The organism is Suilimivivens aceti (assembly GCF_025567405.1).
Classification (GTDB): Bacteria; Bacillota; Clostridia; order Lachnospirales; family Lachnospiraceae; genus Suilimivivens; species Suilimivivens aceti.
Map to the genome: position 1 here is coordinate 140,153 of NZ_JAOQKJ010000009.1, position 18,506 is coordinate 158,658.

Consider the following 18,506-nt stretch of genomic DNA (forward strand, 5'->3'; position numbering starts at 1 on the left):
AATTATCATATCATTTATCAAGTATCAAGATGTTTATAATTTCTCTACTTTGCGTTGTCCAAGTTCATATCCTTTCCTCTATGCTTCCATACAAAAAACTTTTTCATAACAACTTATTATCAAATAATTCCATAATAATCTGGATCTAAAATAAATTCTCCTTCTGTTTTATCAAGCCACTTTTTTGCCATATTAATAGCATCAACTAAACATTTTGCAAATTTTTCTATTGCCGCATCGTTTATATACCAAAGGGATACTAAGGATCTTTTATCAATCTTCACCATTGTGCCCGCATATAGTACTTTTCCCGAATCAGTTCCCATCTTTTTTAATAACAAACAGGAATTATTAGGATTATCTGGATGCAGCTCTCTTCCTGCCACTACATTCAAATATGGAACAGGTTCTAAAACAGTGCTATACAATATATTTTTTGCCCTATCAGATATAAGATATTGATATCTTCTTACCCAATCAATCAATTCCAATACTAAAACAGCCCATTCAACTTGATATACATTTGATGTAGTAATTGCAGAAAAAATGGCTTCGCCCTTTCTTTTCACTTCTTCTAAATCATTATTTGCAAAGAATCCCAATACCTTATGATTATCGGATAATATATCTATAATTTTCTCTTCTGTAAAATTCAAGACCTCAGGAACTTTCGCTAAAGCATCAGACATTGTGATTGTATTAACCAAAACACAACTTATTTGTTTTAAAATTTCTAATACACAATAATCAATTCGTCCTTTCATATGATCACGTAAAGGGTTACTAATTAAACCTTTCGCTATCATCTCTTTTATCCCCACCGATAATGCCTTAGATACCTCTTCTTTTTCATTCTCATTATCGGAATTATAGAAAAATATACGACGGTGACTCAAATCAAATGGAACACTTTTTAACTCTCCATATTTCAGATTATAGAAGCAAATAATCCTATCCCATCCAAGAGTTCTTACCGCATATCCCAACTCCAACAATACGTTAGGATTGGGACACTTGCGCCCTTTATCGTTTCCATTAATAATAGATATATCACAAATAAAAATATCGGTTTTGGCAATTTTATCAAAAATTGTTCCAGCTATATCTGGTGTACCAACCGTTTTCTTTGTATCTCTATCAACAGCTACCGTCAAACCAGCTTCAAATCCCAATTTTTCTTTCCTAATTGCCTTTTCTATACAATTTTCAATAAATGATCTGTTATCTTTGTTGGGCAAGTCTGATTGCCAAGAATAAAAAATGGTACACTTCATTTCTCTCAGTTCCCCTTTCTCCTTTTAACACAATAAATATATACTGCTTAACTCCGTATACATCTTGTCATCTTCAAACTTCACATCATCAAGTAACAATGCCTGAAATAATACTTCTCTAACACCCTCTAATTTTACCATAGAAAGCTCCATATCCGAAAGTCCATTCGATTTTACACTGTCAAAAGCATATTCTTTTCTTGCCACCAAACAATGCGTATACAATGCCCTAATATACTTGTCCGACATAAGGAAGGCGTATGTTTCATTCCCTTGATATGTATATCGGCACTTTTCCAGATTTTCCTGTGATATATCAAAATAACATCTGACCGTTTCCAAATATACATCTCCATTATACTGCGGTTTCAGCTTTTTTACATACCTTCTAATGGTCGCAAATATATTATTTCTTTCCATAATAGTCTTGGTTCTCTTAAATGCTGGCTTTTTCCATCGCAGATCCATATAAACATTATTAAGAATAGTCTTTCCGGCATACTGTTTGAAGTCACCTATCCGCAACAAATATGTTAATACCTCAAACAATTTCTCCTGTGACATTATCTCCTGATACGAATAATCTCCAAATTCAATATGGTCCAGTTTCAAAGGACTACTTCCCTTTTTAATCTCCCGTTCCATTACCCTGTTCACATCTCTCATTGATTCCATACATTTTCCTTTCCACTCCTGGACATTATGTCAAAAAGTAATAAAAAGAACAGCTACAAATCTCTCGACTCATAACTGCTCTGACGCTGTTTTCTATTCCTGCCTTTGCTGCAAAATCATCTTTCTTTACTAAAAGTGCTTTTCGTTCATCTGCTGGCAGACTCTTAAATATTTCCTCATCCCCCATGCCTTCCATTTTCCTGCTCTTGCCTGTGATGAATAATTTCGTATCTAACCATTCCTGCCACAAATTTTCAAATGTTAAACTCGATTGACAACGCCTTTTTTGTTTTCTCACTCACACTTCTGGACATTATCTCCAAAAGTTCCTGATATCAATTTTATTATTTCCATAACTGTATTGATAATTCTGATTATAACAATCATACCACCGATCAACCCACCAATGATACAATCTAGTGCCAATATGCCAATGCTCCCTGCAATACCAAAATTCTTCGGAACAAGAAACATGCTCATTTTCCGCATTCCATATGGACATCCTACCATAATCCAGTATAGAAAATAATCAAACCCATCTGCCCTTGCACATACCGGATAGCACATGATCATCCAGGCAGCTAATATCAGTATCGGAATAATAATTCTAAACAATACCTTTTTCATGCCAGCCTCCTCCATACATATCATGCTGCACTTCCTGCTGATAATAATGATTTATTGTTGATGGTGCATTATACAGTGCTGTAACCATATATGCCTTAATGTTTGAAATTTTTGTTGTCGTGTCTTTCATACACCCCATCACATACTCCAGATGACTGCTCCTCAGCTTTAAGAATTTTGACTTTACAAGCTCATATGGATACTCCTCCCCCGCAATCCGTATCGTAGTCCGCTTTACACATACAACCTCACAGATCAATTCAAATAATTCATCATACAGTTCCCTGTCATTTATTTCATCATATTTCATGTGATGATCGTACTCAATATTTTCTTTGATAATCTCTATGTATGCATCTGCTCCATCCATCCTATCATCGGTCTGATTTCCTTCACCGGATGGATAGATTGGATTGGTATAACTCATATCAGTATAATTTATATCAGTCTTATTATAGTTAGTATAAATAGGGGCTAAATCCTGAACCTCTGCAAGTTCAGTTTCTGAACCTCTTGAAGTCTGCTTTTTATACTTCTGGTGGTTCAGATTCTGTACCTCCTGAAGTTCAATTTCTGAACTTCTTGGAGTATCAATATTAGACTTCTTGAAGTTCAAATTTTGAACTTCTGTGGATTTTCCAGTATTCTCAGGCTCTTTTTCCTCCTGTTCCGCTGACATTGTGGCAAAGTTTTTCACATAGATAATATCCGGTTTGCCAAGACCTCTGCGCTTTTTTTCAATCAACCCAATCCCTTTTTCGGAATCCAGCTCTTTCATAATCTTGACACAGGTTGCTTTCGCACATCCCAAATCTTCCATAATCGCATCCACCGTATAGATGATATACGCCCTGTTTTCCTCGTCTAGCCATCCATTTTTCATAGACAGTGACATCCGATCGAGCATCAAGCCATACAGGAGCTTGGCATCGCTGCTAAGCCCCTTGAACCGCTCATCCTTAATCAGCAACCGGGGGACACGATAAAAAGAGAACTGGTCTGCTTCAATTCCATAGTAGTAATCAAATTTTGTATTCTCGTCCACTTTTTCATGCCTCCTTTGCTGCTTATTTCTCACTGTTTGAACTATTCCACTCATCCAATAGCTGATAGATAACATTTTCAATCTGCTCATTGGAATAATCTTCTGGAAAATATCTGCTGATTTTGTCTGCCTTGATGGTTACTTTTCGCTCTATCGGTTTCGGTTCTGTCAGGATCAGCCTTACCATCGGTAATGTCAGTTCATCACTTTTTCCATACTCCTTCAGCCTTGATGCCTGTACTGTTGAAATGATCACCCCTGTTTCTTCAAGAACAACTTGCACCCACTCCTGTTGCTGTTCTGTCAGAAATGACAGCTCTACACCCTGCACGATTCCAATTTTCTTTTTATCGACCATATCTAAAAGTGCATCCGATAAGTGGGCAAGGTAAATATATCTTTGTACTGTTTTTGCACTCTCTCCTGCAGTTTCCCCAACCTCATCCAGACTGTTGCCTTTTCCTTTTTTACCCTGATGTTTTACAGCTTCATATTTCATAAAATAAGCTTTTGCCTTTTCACTCGGAAGAATATCTTCCCTCTGAATATTGCTGTCCACCATGATAATTGTAGCTTCATCATCCGTATAATCACGGATGAACATCGGCATTGTAGTAAGTCCGACAAGCTCACAGGCGTGTCTCCTGCGATGTCCGGCAATAATCTCATAGCCGCCATCTTTCATTGGTCTGGCAATGCCTGGCATCAATACTCCATGCTCCCTGATGCTTTCCATCGTTTCCTGCATCTTTTCATCATCCAGTACCTTAAACGGGTGTCCTTTGAACTCATGCAGTTCTGACAATGCGATTTCCTGTACCTGCTCTGTTCCTGTCTGTGGCTGCTCCGTTCCAAATAAATCATCAAAGCTGTTCAACTTCACCTTTGCGGCACTTCCAGTCTTACTCATTGCAAAGCACCTCCTCCGTCAGTGATTGGTAGGCACTTGCTACCTTGCCATTCGGATCGTGCTTATAAATGCTCACACCTTCCGCAGAAATCTCCGCAGCTCTTACCGACATTGGAATACTGTTTTCAAATATCCGCACTCTGCTTCCATAATTTTCAATCAGCAGATTGCTGATGTCCCTAGCATAATTAGTACGATTATCAACCATTGTAAGCAAAATTCCCTCAATCTCCAGTTTCGGATTGATCTGTCTCTTTACTTTTCCAATAGTTTTAATCAGCTGTTCCAGACCTTTTACCGGCAGATACGCTGCTTGTACTGGAATCAAGATACTGTCCGCACTGGTAAAAGCATTTATCGTAATCATGCCGAGTGATGGCATACAGTCAATCAGAATGTAATCATAGCGGTCTTTCTGCTGTTCTATGTAGGTACGAAGCACCGTCTCCCTGCTCATAACATTCACAAGTGAGGTTTCCAAACCGGAAAGCTCGATATTTCCCGGCATGAAATCCACCCCCTCCTCATGTCTTAAAATGCCGTACTCCAGTTTTATTTCCTCATCATTGATAATGGATGCCATAATGGTTGCAAGTGTAATTTCCAGTCTGTCCGGCTCCCGAATACCAAGACTTGCCGTAAGACTGCCCTGTGCATCTGCATCTATCAGTAAAACTTTCTTTCCCTGTTTTGCCAGTCCGATTCCTAAATTGCTTGTTGTGGTGGTCTTTCCAACTCCACCCTTCTGATTTGCGATTGCTATTACTTTACACATGATAAATTCTCCTATTCTCTACTATTTTGCTTTTATCTGCTGCTCTTTACATTGCTTTTCTGCACTTCCGCATAAGCTCTGTAATATTTGTTTGTCCCTTTATTGCTATAAAGCTCTGATATCTCCAGAACTTCTACTTTTGGATGACGCTGTAAGATTTTCTGAAACCACACAATGTCATTCTTCGTTCCCATCAATCTGACTTTTAACATTAGTCTGCTCCTCCAAATAAGGCATACAGTTCCCGGTTATAAGTCGCATACTCCGGATAGCGGATCTGTATCGCCTGCCAAAAGAAAGGTGCATAGGCACAGCAGAACAAGTCCTCCACTGTATACTGCCTGCACTCGTTTACCTGTTCCTCTGTTTTTGTGTAATCATCTATACTCGGTGTGCCATTGCAATACAGGTTAAATGCCATTCGCACCACCTTCATACTGCCACTGGTCTGCCAGCCTTCATGCAAACACTCAGTTTTTACACATCCCGTCTTAAAATCATAGATGCTATCAACATTTCTTCTCGTATCATCGCTGATACCAAGGCAATAGCAAAGTGCCTTGTGGTACACATCCTGATAGCGTACCTCTTTTAATTTTTCATAGTAGAATTTTTCATGTGCTTCGCTGATAAAATTGATTGTCTGTTCCTTTTTGTTTTCTGCTCCTAACGCTGTGTTGTTCATAGTGAACCTCCTTTTAAATTGAATTGAAAAAGGCACTCCTAATGGAATGCCCTAATATAAAAAATAGGGACACTCTTTCAAGTATCCCTACGTTCTATCAACATATCTGATAGTTCTCTATTTACTTTCATATTCAGAATTCTTTGTGTTCCCACAACCGAGGTCTAATGCCACAACAACAGTCACCTTCCTCACAAGCTCTTTTTCCTTGTGATTTTCAGCAATCCTGTTGAAGCTGAAAAACTCTACAAAGTGCGTAAATTCAAGGATTTCTACATATCCTTTCTGTGTAGTGCTACCACAGTCTCCACATGTGTCGATAGGGTAATTGAGATGCACTTTCCAGAGTTTTCACTTTACTCTGGGAGCGAAAAATGTTGCAATCCTCTGTGACGAGGCTGCAAAAAATTGACATGATGCTCTCTCTTATGCCCCTGCATAGCAAAAGATTGCATTGTATTTTAGATGTAAGCCAGACCAGCTTACGATTACTCTGCTCTTTCTCTATGGTCCACTACTCATCCCTTGATGATAACTTCTAAGATATTGTACCATAAATTGTTTATTGGGGAAATTACTTCCCGATAAAAATGGGCAGAAGAAAACCTCCAAATCTGTTGTGGACTTGGAGGCATTATTCCAACCATTTACTATCTTAAACAATAATTTGTCTCTTTATATTTTGTCTCAATAAAAACATCTAACAAAGCTTTTTGCTCTGTAGATAATTCAGCATGATCTCTAATCCATAAATGAATTGCTTTTCCTATTGCATAAGATAATTTTTCCTGTTGCGATGCACTTATATTATTTCTAGAAACATTCGGGATAAATTCTCGATTAAAAATATTAATAACGGCTCCCTTTAATATTACTCCATCAACAAGATATGGTATCTTAATCCTTAATCCTGATAGTAAAACATTCTTAACATAGCATGTATCAGTATTTTCCCAACTAAATCTTCCTTTAAATGTATTTTCCTCATTATAAGGCAAAACAGCATTTGATTCTCCTGTGACAACCCCTTTTTTTATAATTTCTGGCTTTACTGGTGTTAAAGAGCCATGATGAAACTGATTTCTAAATCCGCCTAATGTATATCCACCAATAATGCTCTCACTTGACTCTTCTATTATAAAATCGTAATCTTCAAACTCATCTTCATCTCCCCATATATTTATAGCTTCATAATTTCCTATCTTATCAAGTGCTTCTTGGTAATCTTCTAAAACATCATAGGCTTTAAGGAATTCACTTTCTTCATCTTCTGTAATAATCGGAATTTTCAAGAATGTAATTTTCCCATCTTTAACAAAGTTTTTAATGGATATATTTTCTTCATCCACCGAATACTCCTCTTCATTATAGCAATAACTCTCGTACCCATTCATGTCACTTAAATATTTTGCAAAATTTATTTGTTTATAGCTACAATCAATGAATGCCTCTATACCACTTAAGTATTCTGAAAGACATATGTTTTCTGCAATTATTGTTTCAATCCTCTTAATATTACATTCCAATGGCATTGATACACCTTTTTCCATTGTTGATATTTTAATCGGTATTCCACAATCCAAAAAATTATTTTCTATAAAAGATACCAATCTTTCTATATTATTATTGAACACACTTAAACATTGGTCATAATCTAAAATTATTTCTGTTCCCTGCTGTCTTACAGTATCTTCATAAGTAAGGCATATGTACTCACTGTTTCTTTCAAATGAAATTCGATTCATTTTCTGTTCATTATAATAAACTGTATTAACCTCCACTTTATCGGATAGCATAAAACATGCCAAAAAACCTATTCCATAATGCCCTATTGGCGAATATTCTCTATCTTGTAGCCTATAATCATCTGACGCATAATAAGATACACCAACATTCAGAAAATACTTTTTCAAAATATCTATAGACATACCACTACCATTGTCCATAACCATAACTTTTTTTCGATCTTTGTCCAAAATCACTGAAATATATGGCTGATAATTTTGATATCTAAATTTTTCCATTTTAGTGGCCGATTCTTCCATAGTCTTACATGCATCAATTGAATTTTGTATTAATTCTCTTAACCCATATTTTCTATCACCATAAATATGCTCTCCCATCAATAAATTGGTCACTGCATTATAATCCAAAGAAAGTCTTAAATCAGAAAAACTAAAACCCTTCGATTGAATTTGGTTTACTACATTTGTTTTTAATGGTAATAGATATTTCTCGTCTACAAAACTTTCACATAAATCTACAGCATTTTTTAATTCTCCATTAATAGCATCAAAGTATTTTAAAAGTTTTCTATGAACAGATGGGTCCTGACTTGTACCCTGAAAGAAAATTTCTAATTCATTTGTTTTAGGGTTTCTTCTTATTTTATCATAGTTCTCTATCACAAAATGTTGTTTCCATTCTAAATCACTAAATTCCTTTGGGTTCAAATATTTATATAAATATAATGGTGCTCTTTGCTCATCAATATCCAAATAGTCAGATATTCTAAGTAGCACAGAGATATACTGTGCATTAAGATCAAAATGTCCCTTTTTTTCATCATTATGCAAGTTCTTTTTTATCCATTCAAAATCTTCATTATGCGACATGCATATTTGTGCAAGTTCAGATTTAAATGAAATATTTGTTGATTCTGGAATCAAAAATAACCTTTCATCCATCTTTGTCTCAATATAATCTCTCGCACGTTTACCATGTACCGGCCTTACGCACTCTTGCAAAGCGGTCATTTCATCCCCATATTTCTCAAGTACTTTACTATATTTTCTTTCACCCAATATCGCATGGTCTGCTTTGATTTCCTTAATTTCGTCCACATTTGCAATCATTCCAATATCATGCAACAATGCACTATATATAAGTAATGCTACTTCTAATTCACTTAATTTATTTATATCCACAACAAGTGCATACATATATTCCATCACATTTATAGAATGTCTTACACCATGAACTGTATAACTTGCAAAAACATTATTAATTTGCGGTAATATCGTATTAGCATATTCTATAGTTTCATCTAACTTACTTAAAAATTTACTATCTTTTTCCTTTAACCACATATATAAATGGCTTTCCTGTACTTTTTCTATCATCTTAATCACTCTCTATTAGTTATTACCTAATTCCAAATATCCATCTAATTTCAATATTCCTAATATAACAGGAGCCTCCAAGTTATTTAAACTCAAAGGCTCTCTTTTTCTTACATAACTTTATGCAAGTGCAGGTTCCTTCCCTGCAATAATCGCTTTCACTTCTTCTATATCCTTATCTGTGGCTGAGGCTATCTGCTCTGCTGTAAAACCATTCTTATACATTTTTATAATAAGTCCTGCTTCACCTTCCGCACGTCCAATCGCAATACCCTTTTCTTCAATTCCCTGACTCAAGTTACACATAACGCTCACATCCTTCCTGAAGTTCTCCTCAATAGGAATATCGTATTCATTTCCAATTATGTTTAGTTTTTCATCTATTGTAAGTTCCTGTGACAGCAACGCTCCTAACAGACGGTGCAGTTCATATGTCTCATCATGTTCCGGCAGATTCTTTGCCAGTCCAAGCATTATGATATTCAGCAGATCAAGATTTCCCTTCCATTGATAGGAACCGATCAAATCTTCTTTTGTGAGATGCACATGGCTCATGCTGCTCTCTTCCATGTTCATACATACCCAGATCGAATATACACGCTTAATGTCATCGTAGCTGGAATTCTCAAAATCACGTTCTTTTTGTGATGAGATCAGTCTGCTCACATAAAAGATTGCCCGGTTTAAGATTTCGTATCCCTTCGGCTCATCTTTCTGTGCTTCCACATTTATGATGATCTGTGACAATCCGTCTCTCATACGCACATAAAAAACGATATCAAATCTTACCAGACCTTCATTGATCTCTTCATTTTCTGTGTTGAAACCGACCAGTCTCTCACCATTTTTTTCGCTGGCTGCATTTGTGAGTCCAGGCTCTACCGGTACCGTACTGATATGTGGTGTTCCCTCAATGCAGTCGACCACATCCTTGGGATTCATGCCCTTAAACTCATCAACTGTTTTTACCAGTATATGTGCCAGTATGCTTTTCTGTCCTAACAGACGCTTTGCACTCGTATCATACTGTGCTTTTGAATCTGTTGCTTTCACTGCATTTTTCAATTCTGTATTCACTGGCCTTCCTCCTTTTTGTAACAGATATAGTCATCCCCAAAAAGGCATCTGACCACACCTATATTATAACTTACCCATTTCTTTTATACAATCAATTTTTACATTTGGAAAATGAACATAAGAAAAACTCCAAACCTGCCATAGACTCGGAGTCTTGATTCCATCCATTTTTACATTGTCTGCACTGGAACATGTTGTTCCTGCTCCTCATGTTCCAAAACATCCTGTTCCGGTACATGGTCTATATTTTTCGCTGCTTCCTGCACTTTTGCCATATACCGGATTTTAATGCTGCTATAATCAACCCCTGCCGGTTCCAGCACTTTTTTCTCTAACATGTTTAACATCGCCTCGGTGTCAAATTTCCCCTCAAAATAAAGTTCCTCATCCACCTTTATCGGTACATCCATTTCTTCCGGTGAACTGCCAAGGATCGTCCTCCAGCGTCCGGCTACTTTTCCACACATTTCCATAAACCGCTCATGGATATCCGGCTGTTCATTACAGGTCTGCAAAATCTTTTGTGCCACCTTTCTCCATGTAGGTGTCTCTATCCATTCTCCCGGCGCAAACTGGACTGCCAGTGGTCTTTTCCCTTTCAGTTCCGCCGGGGATACTGTGATAAGGCTGCTTTCCCGGATCGTATCTCTCTTATCTGTATGCATCTCCCCACTCCGGTACATCTGGAGCAGTGCATCACATTTCGTGTTTACAAGTTGTAACATTTCCTCCCTCAGTTCTTCTATCAGTTGCTCATAATTCATACGCTTTTCTCCTCCTGTCGCACACTTACTTCATGTGCTTTTTCTATATCCACTTCCCTTTACTCATTTTCCGCTATATATCGCTCCTGCTGTTCTTTCCTATTTTTGTGCCAACAATAAAACGCCCGGATCATCGGGCATTTTATTCTTACCATAAACTGGCAGGAACAACGTTTCCTATTTACTTGCTGCCATTCCTGCCGCAGCCTTACTCATATCGAATCTCCTGTTCCATGACAATACCTGACTGGAACTGTATCAGCAGCTTCTCGCTGGATTCCACTTTGATGGTCGAGATCAGCCGTCTGACAAGGTCATTGTCGAACTCCGGTATCTGGCAGGTGCTTGTGCTTAAGTAATGGTCGATATCTTGGATTCTCTGTTCATAGCTGTCAGCCATCCGTTTCTCGTTTCTGGCTGTTTTCTGTGCCTCTTTTAGGGCATTGATTTCCTCTGCTATGGTGCGGTAGCGTTCATCAAACTTCGGTGTGTAGGAGCCGGTCTTTGCATTCTCCGCAATCAGTGCCACCATCTCTTCCTGCTTTTCTTTTATCTTTTCTTTTATCTTTTCTTCGTATTCCCCGGACTCTTTTGCGGTGCTGTAGTTCCCGATGACATGGATGATGTTCTGCCGGAAGTTTTCCATAAATTCCATATCATCACTCGTGATCCTGTGGATGGCTTCCATCACCGCCCTGTTTAATGCGTTCTCTTCCAGTGTTTCGGATTCCCCGCATTTCTTCACTCCGTTGGTCAGCCGGTTGCTGCATCTCCAGACAACTTTCTTTTTCCCGTTTCTCGCCCAGGTGACCCTCCGGTACTCCTGCCCGCATTTTCCGCAGATCAGCATGCCGGTCAGTGCATAGGTGGAGGAATACCTGCTCCTCTGGTTCTTCTTCCGGGTGACAGCCGCCTTGCATAAGGATGCCCTCCGCATCATTTCTTCCTGTACCCTGTAGAACAGCTCCTTCGGGATAATCGCCTCATGGTCATCTTCCACATAATACTGCGGTACGATTCCAGTGTTCTTGACTTTCTTTTTTGTCATGAAATCCACCGTATAGGTTTTCTGCAGCAAGGCATCTCCCATGTATTTTTCATTGCGGAGCATTTTGTCTATTACCGTGGAATGCCATTTGTCCTGCCCTGTGGCGGTCTTGATTCCCTGCTCTTCCAGATGCTTTGCGATCTTCCCGGTACTGTAGCCCTCCAGATAAAGCCGGAAAATCAGCTTTACGATCTCTGCCTCTTCGGGTACGATGACCAAGTCCCCGTCCTCGTTTTTGGTGTATCCCATGAACTTTGTGCAGTTTACGATGACCTTGCCTTTTTCAAATTTCCTCACGACTCCCCAGCGGATGTTCTCGCTGATGTTGCGGCTCTCCTCCTGTGCCAGACTGCTCAAGATGGTGATAAGGATTTCGCCGGTTCCCTCCAGTGTATTGATCCCCTCTTTCTCGAACACCACCGCCACGTTCTTTTCCTTCAGTTTTCGGATGGTCACCAGCGAGTCTACCGTGTTCCTCGCAAACCTGCTGACCGACTTTGTAAGGATCATGTCGATCTTTCCTGCAAGGGCATCCTGTATCATGGCATTAAAGTCTGCCCTCTTTTTGGTGTTTGTTCCGCTCTTTCCGTCATCCGCATAGATGCCGGCATTTTTCCAGTTTTCATTTTCGGATATCTTGCTGGTATAATACTCCACCTGTGCCTCATAGCTGCTGTCCTGCTCTTCCAGTTCCGTACTGACACGGCAGTAGGCAGCGACCTTCATTTTCTTCTCTGACAGTTTCACATTCCGGTCATACTGCACCTTGGCAGGTATCATGCTGATCTTTTTTGCTGTTTCTGCCATCTGCTCTCCCTCCTAATCCTTGTATCCGGCTGTGACACGGCTCCCATTGATAAGCTCTACTTCTGCCATGTTTCCACCATGCACCCAGATGCGTGCGATTATTTTTCTATATAAATTTTCATCAAATGTTTCCAGTTCCTTTTTTCCTGCAAGGATGTTTTTGATCTCCTCTGTCCGGAACTCCCCATCCCTGACCTCCAGCGTCCGGTATCGTTCCTCTGCCCTTTCATAGAGCAGTTTCATCAGGTCTGTCTCTGTGCGTTCCTGCTCTTCTTTCATGTGCTGCAGGTTCCGCTCCAGAACCCGGTACTGAGGGCTGAGCTTTTCCTCCTGCCTTTGTACCCGGAGCAGGCCTTTGTTTCGTATCACTGCATTGATGGCTTCCACACACACCTGCTTTGCCTGCCCGTCTGTAATAAAACTGTTCCTGCAGTTTTTTGCTCTGCCAGTCACATAGTTCCTGCACTTCCACTTGGCAGTGCCGCCACGCTCTTTTTTGTGGTTCGGCTGGATATGGCTGCATACTGCCCCACATTCTGCACACCAGATGACACCTCCGAAGAGGATTCTCTCATCCCTGCCGGGCCTGTGGTCTGCCCTTCCAAGCTCTGTCCTCACCTTTTCCCGTCTGCACTGGACTCTCTCAAACAGTTCCTCTCCTATGAGCTGCGGATAGTAGTCTGTGCCAAGGTAGCTTGGGTTTTCCAGTATCCTGCCGATGGATGCGTGGGTCCAGGACACTTTCCCTTTTGCATTGCATATGTTTCTCCCTTTCAGGTTCTGGGCGATCCTGCCTGCCGCCACCCCGCTGTCATAGTCTGTAAATATCTGTTCCACAATTTTTCTCTGCTCTTCACAGATGGTAATTTTTCCATCCACAACCTTATAGCCGATTGGCATGTGCCACTGCATCCTGTCCGCCTCCCCTCTCCGTCAGTTTCAGTCCGTTGTGCAGGCAGAAGGTGATGTCGTGTTCCTTGGAGACCACGATCTTCTCTGCTGTCATTTTAAACAGTTGCTCGTCAAACTCCTCCCTTAATCCGTCCTGTTCTGCAATCAGTTGGATAAGCTGTTCGGTCCGTACAATTTCTTTTGTCCTCCGCAGCTTTCTGGTCAAAAGTGTCTTTTTTCTTCTGCATTCCGTCAGCTGCCAGCCAAGCTTGCTACTGCTCTCCATAAAAAGAGCAGAGTCCATATATCCTTTCCTCATGACTTGATTTAGGATTTGGCTCTGCCCGCTTATATCTTTGATTTCCTTATCCAGTTGTCTGATTTCCTCACTGTCCTGCCTTGCTGCCACAAGTTCCGTCAGCCCTTTTAACAGCGGCTCTAATATCGTTCCCTGATTGGTGTACAGCTTGTTCCACATGTCTGTAAAAGCCCGGTGCAGCACATCCTCCCGGATGGCTTTCATGCAGCAGCGCTCTTTATCCTCCACATGTCCGCTGCACGTCCAGATGATTTTTTCATATGGTTTCCCGATGTAGATTTTCTGCCGCCGGAAGGTTCTTCCGCACTCTCCGCAGATGATTCTGCCGGAAAACAGGTATCTTTTGGTGTAGTCACTCTTGTTCATGTGCAGTACATCCACCCGGTATGCCATCAGGTTGCGTACCGCTTCTGCCTCCTCATGTGTGACGATTGGCGGATGGCTGTCTTTGATGAGATACTGGTTTCTCTGTCCGTTGTTTACCCTGCGGACAAATGGGAACCTTGTTTCTGTATATGTCCTCTGCTGAAGCATATCTCCCTCATAAATGGGATTTTTCAGAATGTCCTGTATCACCCCGTCCTGCCACTTTTCTGCACCCCGGATTGTTGGAATGCCTTTCTGGTTCAGTGCCTTTGCTATCACATACACTCCCATGCCGTTTAAGTAAGACTCATAAATCCACCTTACGGTTTCTGCCTCGGATTCTATGATGACTAAATTTCCATCCTCGTCTTTTCCATAGCCATACGCTGGCGTGGATATGATATAGGTTCCATCCTGAAAGCGTTTCTGTATCGCCCAGCGGTTGTTGCTTGAGATGTTTTCTGATTCCCCCTGCGCCACCGATGCCAGGATGGTAATGAACAGCTCGCTTTTTTCTGACAGCGTGTTGATATTCTCTTTTTCAAAGTAGATTCCAACGCCGATCTCCTTCAGCTTTCGGATGGTCTGGATGCATTCCACCGTATTTCTTGCAAATCTTGTGATGGATTTCGTAAGGATCAGGTCGATGTTCCCATCCTCACAGTCTGAAATCATCATCTGGAACTCATCCCTGTGCTTTACGTTTGTTCCGCTGATTCCTTCATCCGCATACACCCCTGCAAACTCCCACAGGGGGTTGCTCTCGATTTTTTCCGTATAGTACTCGACCTGTGCAGTATAGGAAGTTGCCTGTGCCTGACTGCCGGTACTGACTCTGGCATATCCGCACACTTTCAGCCTGCGTTCTTCCTGTGTATGTTTCTGCGCTTTTGCTGCCTTTATGACAGTCACTTTTTTTGCCATGCTTTTTTCTCCTTTCCCAGTATTTTCAAGGGTTTGCACTCCCTGTCAGCAACATACACTACCACATAGTCCTTTATATATCCAGTGTTATTACAGATATACTTTTGCTAATTCCGGGGAGAAAGTCTTGACATTCAAAACCCGGATTTTTTCCCATTCTTCCTCGGTTAACAGCTTATCTTCATGCATCCTTTTTAAGAGAAATTCGGCAATCTTATACCGCACCTCATTCGCTCCGCCTTCCATCATCTTTTCCCTTTTTCCTCCCGCAATTTAAGAACGTTAAATTCATTCTCCCAAGCCAAACACTTTTGCCCAGAAGAAACACCTTTACATCATCCCGATTTCAGCCATGGTTGCAGCCTCATCTTCTTCCCGGAAATACTGTTCCGATACATCCCTGCTGACTGAAAGCACCTCTCCTGCGTCCTTTTCTCCCATCTGGATTGGGATTAAGAACGGATTGATTTCCTTGCAGAATTCCTGATTCGGACAGCTATTGATAAAATAGCCGCAGGTATCTAATATCAGCCTGTCACACATATCTGTGATGACGATCTTTTCAGCCTCAAACATGTGGCTGCCGATATAATTTGCGATATTTTCTGCCGTGGTCGAGATATAGTCCTCTTTCCGCTCCCCTCCATCACTCGGATAAAGATAGGCATATCCTGCCCTCTCCGTTTCAAAAATCCTTAACATCATTTCGGTATCTTCTTTCTTCATCTCCTGTTTTCCTCCATTCCCCATTTTTCAGCTTTTCTTAACTCCACAAGAATACGGCGGAAGTTCCCCTCCGCCGCATGGTTTCTGTAATTAAGTCTTACTGCCATAATCCTTCACTTCATAAATAAAAAGTGTCTGTCCCTATTCGTCACTACTCCCCGGAACCAAAACGCCGCCAAAACAGAGAAGAAAAAATCCCAAAGCCGGCATTTCATGGGCAGTCAGTCCAGACTGTCTTTGGTCCCTGCCACTCGGACAGGCAGACATCACAGGTATCTCACCTCCACCACTGCGTGCTGGCTAATCTCAAGGTGTATCATTATAGGCCATTCCCCTCTTCGCGCCTGTCCACCACAGACAGGCTGTACCCCGGCTTTCCCGCTCGGCTCCTTAGATGCGATCTTTTTCACAGCATGGCTGGCAGAAAGAACATCTGCCCGATTGCTGCAGGAGTGTCACTGCGCCCCGGTTACGGCTCATGAAACGGCTAACGTATCTGAACTGCTGGATATGGCTGGCAGGATATGGCGTGATTCCATCCTGCGCTCGGAGCCCTGCATTCCTCTCCGGCATTTTTCAATGTGCGTTTTGTCTGCCTGTGTCGTATCCACACACGAGACATGAGAGGATTCCCGGAAGAGACCATCTGTCCAGAAAAAGTTCCTCTCATAAGGTACTCACAGAAAAACACGTTTTGAGGGGGTATTAATCAAAATATTTTTTTATTTTCTTTACCGCACCGTTTATGCTCTCCCGGATGTTCTTCTCTCCGACCCCTTCTTTCGCTGCAATCTGCCGGTATGTCATGCCCTCAAAAAAATAAAAATGCAGCCGCTCTCTCTGCACTGGGGTGAGTGACTGCATTGCTTTCTGCAGGGTTTCTATTTCCATCTGCCGGATGACCGTATCCTCTACCGATTCCCCGGTCAGCTCCACCAGATCTTCCGTTTCTCCCTCTGTATATCCGTCCTTGGTCGTATGTCTGATATCCCGCATTTCCTGTGCGTGGGCTTCTTTGCGGAACGTATCGACAAGTGCCTCGTAGACTTCTCTGGTCACATAGGTGTATTCCAGTTCACCAACTGCATCTTTATAAAAATCCTTTACTCTGATCCTGATCCATTCTGACATTCAAATGTCCTCCATTTCGTAATTTTTTTGAAATGAAGGACATCTGGAGGACCTCTGGGTTTTACTTCACTGGAAAAAGACAATAAAAAAAGGTGCTGTTCCCATGCAAAATAAAGCATGCAAAACTGCACCCGGATGTTATCCTTATGAACTTTTCCCTTTCTGCCGCCCCCTGCAATCCGGTGCGGCATGAATTCCCCAAAACATGCCACGCCTTTCTTCTCCTAAGCCTTTTTGCGGTACTATACTTGGAAAGAAAGTTCGCTTCAATATAAGTGTAATAAGTCTTACGGTACCTGTAATAAGTTACCGTCTTGGATTGTCATCCCTCCTGTTTTCCAGAAAAAAAGTCCCTTCCGCATGTTCGGAAAGGACTATCCATTTTCGGTATGCGACTGTATCCATAGCTGTGCTTTTCCTACGATCATGAACAGTGCCGTGATGCAGATGCCCGTATAAACAGCGTAAGCATACGGTATCTGGCCTGCATGCCACAAAATGCCAAGCACAGCCAGTTCCAAGACTGCGATCAGCCTTGCTTTTCTGCCAAAATGCTTTTGTTCCTCTTTATCCAGCTTCCGGTTCTTGCTGTGCATGGGACTGAGTAAAAAAATGATCCCTGCGGACACCAGCAATACTGCCAGCAGCCTTGCCAGCGATGTCTTGTAAAACACAGCCTGTGTATAAACCGGAACCAGCAGCACCAGATTGGAACCAAGGTAACAGAAAATCCTGCTGTCTGAGTGATATCCACCGGTATAGCTGCGAAGAACCATAAAAGAAAGGGTAAACACTGCCACAACCGCCAGTTGCTCTGTGAGCAGACCGATGACCAGTGCCGTCACAACGTTTAGAAGCAGGATCATACCATTGCGTATTCCAAACTGGTATAATTCCTGCTCCTCCTCTTTTATGATTCCCCGCTCAACCATACGATGGCTGAGCCATTTCGTCATGATTTAAAACCTTCTGAGTTTTTTGGAATCTTCCGGCATCTTGTCCTGTCCCAGATACCACATGCAGGAACGGTTCGTTGCCATGGTTGTCACCATAAGTGCCAGTGCTGCCATCACACTCATGGATTTGCTGCTCAGTCGGTACATCCAGTTTCTTTTCTTCATTTTTAGTAAAACCCTCCTTTTTTTGATATTTTCACTCTAACAGTTTCCATATAAAAATCAATCTATCTGTAACAAGTTGCAGGTTTGCTGTAATAAGTTGCAAGTTCACTCCAGTTTTGTGATTCCATTGTTCAATAGTCATCCGAGATTCCCGTTTTGTAAACGAGTTTCACATTTTGAAAGCGACCTGCAAATTTTGTACCCGACTTTCCACTTTTG

The 18,506-nt window shown here is 41.1% G+C and carries 20 protein-coding genes; all 20 read right to left on the minus strand.

The genetic code is table 11. From position 1 onward, the window contains the following. Window positions 1-119: 119 nt before the first annotated feature. A complete protein-coding gene (locus OCV77_RS12070; RefSeq protein ID WP_138345485.1) occupies window positions 120-1,274 on the minus strand; it encodes a hypothetical protein in 1,155 nt (384 codons plus the stop codon). Window positions 1,275-1,298: 24 nt separating this feature from the next. Further along, window positions 1,299-1,949, minus strand: a complete 651-nt coding sequence (locus OCV77_RS12075; protein ID WP_262575270.1) for a hypothetical protein — start codon at window positions 1,947-1,949, stop codon at window positions 1,299-1,301. A gap of 25 nt (window positions 1,950-1,974) precedes the next feature. Then, entirely contained in the window at window positions 1,975-2,247 is a 273-nt protein-coding gene (locus tag OCV77_RS12080; RefSeq protein ID WP_138345483.1) for a hypothetical protein, read from the minus strand. Continuing rightward, the gene (locus OCV77_RS12085; RefSeq protein ID WP_138345481.1) at window positions 2,244-2,576 is read right to left on the minus strand and encodes a DUF6050 family protein; all 333 of its coding nucleotides are present in this window, start codon (window positions 2,574-2,576) and stop codon (window positions 2,244-2,246) included. Before OCV77_RS12085 ends, OCV77_RS12080 begins: the two co-directional genes overlap by 4 nt. Next, complete coding sequence (locus OCV77_RS12090; protein ID WP_117831502.1) at window positions 2,557-3,621, minus strand: DUF6017 domain-containing protein; 1,065 nt, start codon at window positions 3,619-3,621, stop codon at window positions 2,557-2,559. The genes OCV77_RS12085 and OCV77_RS12090 overlap by 20 nt, the downstream gene beginning before the upstream one ends. Window positions 3,622-3,643: 22 nt before the next feature. Further along, a complete protein-coding gene (locus tag OCV77_RS12095) occupies window positions 3,644-4,531 on the minus strand; it encodes a ParB/RepB/Spo0J family partition protein (RefSeq protein ID WP_138345479.1) in 888 nt (295 codons plus the stop codon). After that, window positions 4,524-5,306: a ParA family protein gene (locus OCV77_RS12100; RefSeq protein WP_262575271.1), complete on the minus strand. Its 783-nt coding sequence runs from the start codon at window positions 5,304-5,306 to the stop codon at window positions 4,524-4,526. The genes OCV77_RS12095 and OCV77_RS12100 overlap by 8 nt, the downstream gene beginning before the upstream one ends. Before the next feature lie 32 nt (window positions 5,307-5,338). Further along, window positions 5,339-5,518, minus strand: coding sequence for a hypothetical protein (locus OCV77_RS12105; RefSeq protein ID WP_015516251.1), 180 nt, complete (start codon window positions 5,516-5,518; stop codon window positions 5,339-5,341). Next, the gene (locus tag OCV77_RS12110; protein ID WP_262575272.1) at window positions 5,518-5,991 is read right to left on the minus strand and encodes a DUF6075 family protein; all 474 of its coding nucleotides are present in this window, start codon (window positions 5,989-5,991) and stop codon (window positions 5,518-5,520) included. The genes OCV77_RS12105 and OCV77_RS12110 overlap by 1 nt, the downstream gene beginning before the upstream one ends. 650 nt (window positions 5,992-6,641) lie before the next feature. After that, on the minus strand, window positions 6,642-9,113 hold the full coding sequence (locus OCV77_RS12115; RefSeq protein ID WP_148448877.1) for an HD domain-containing protein: 2,472 nt from the start codon (window positions 9,111-9,113) through the stop codon (window positions 6,642-6,644). A gap of 120 nt (window positions 9,114-9,233) precedes the next feature. Beyond that, a complete protein-coding gene (locus OCV77_RS12120; protein ID WP_007885387.1) occupies window positions 9,234-10,190 on the minus strand; it encodes a hypothetical protein in 957 nt (318 codons plus the stop codon). A gap of 170 nt (window positions 10,191-10,360) precedes the next feature. Beyond that, the gene (locus OCV77_RS12125) at window positions 10,361-10,954 is read right to left on the minus strand and encodes a hypothetical protein (RefSeq protein ID WP_148448879.1); all 594 of its coding nucleotides are present in this window, start codon (window positions 10,952-10,954) and stop codon (window positions 10,361-10,363) included. Window positions 10,955-11,162: 208 nt separating this feature from the next. Next, window positions 11,163-12,809: a recombinase family protein gene (locus OCV77_RS12130; protein WP_262575273.1), complete on the minus strand. Its 1,647-nt coding sequence runs from the start codon at window positions 12,807-12,809 to the stop codon at window positions 11,163-11,165. A 12-nt stretch (window positions 12,810-12,821) separates the two neighbouring features. Continuing rightward, window positions 12,822-13,721 carry a recombinase family protein gene (locus OCV77_RS12135; protein ID WP_262575274.1) on the minus strand — a complete coding sequence of 300 codons (900 nt, stop codon included), beginning with the start codon at window positions 13,719-13,721 and terminating at the stop codon, window positions 12,822-12,824. Beyond that, window positions 13,693-15,309 (minus strand): recombinase family protein, encoded by a 1,617-nt coding sequence (locus OCV77_RS12140; protein ID WP_262575276.1) that lies wholly within the window; start codon window positions 15,307-15,309, stop codon window positions 13,693-13,695. The genes OCV77_RS12135 and OCV77_RS12140 overlap by 29 nt, the downstream gene beginning before the upstream one ends. A gap of 90 nt (window positions 15,310-15,399) precedes the next feature. Continuing rightward, window positions 15,400-15,558 (minus strand): SHOCT domain-containing protein, encoded by a 159-nt coding sequence (locus OCV77_RS16710; protein ID WP_006859206.1) that lies wholly within the window; start codon window positions 15,556-15,558, stop codon window positions 15,400-15,402. An 81-nt stretch (window positions 15,559-15,639) separates the two neighbouring features. Beyond that, window positions 15,640-16,035 (minus strand): hypothetical protein, encoded by a 396-nt coding sequence (locus OCV77_RS12145; RefSeq protein ID WP_015516261.1) that lies wholly within the window; start codon window positions 16,033-16,035, stop codon window positions 15,640-15,642. Window positions 16,036-16,740: 705 nt separating this feature from the next. Then, on the minus strand, window positions 16,741-17,166 hold the full coding sequence (locus tag OCV77_RS12150; RefSeq protein WP_006859205.1) for an RNA polymerase sigma factor: 426 nt from the start codon (window positions 17,164-17,166) through the stop codon (window positions 16,741-16,743). Window positions 17,167-17,540: 374 nt separating this feature from the next. Then, window positions 17,541-18,122 carry an accessory gene regulator B family protein gene (locus OCV77_RS12155; protein WP_148449037.1) on the minus strand — a complete coding sequence of 194 codons (582 nt, stop codon included), beginning with the start codon at window positions 18,120-18,122 and terminating at the stop codon, window positions 17,541-17,543. 3 nt (window positions 18,123-18,125) lie between these two features. Next, a complete protein-coding gene (locus OCV77_RS12160) occupies window positions 18,126-18,287 on the minus strand; it encodes a cyclic lactone autoinducer peptide (RefSeq protein WP_006859203.1) in 162 nt (53 codons plus the stop codon). Window positions 18,288-18,506: the final 219 nt, after the last annotated feature.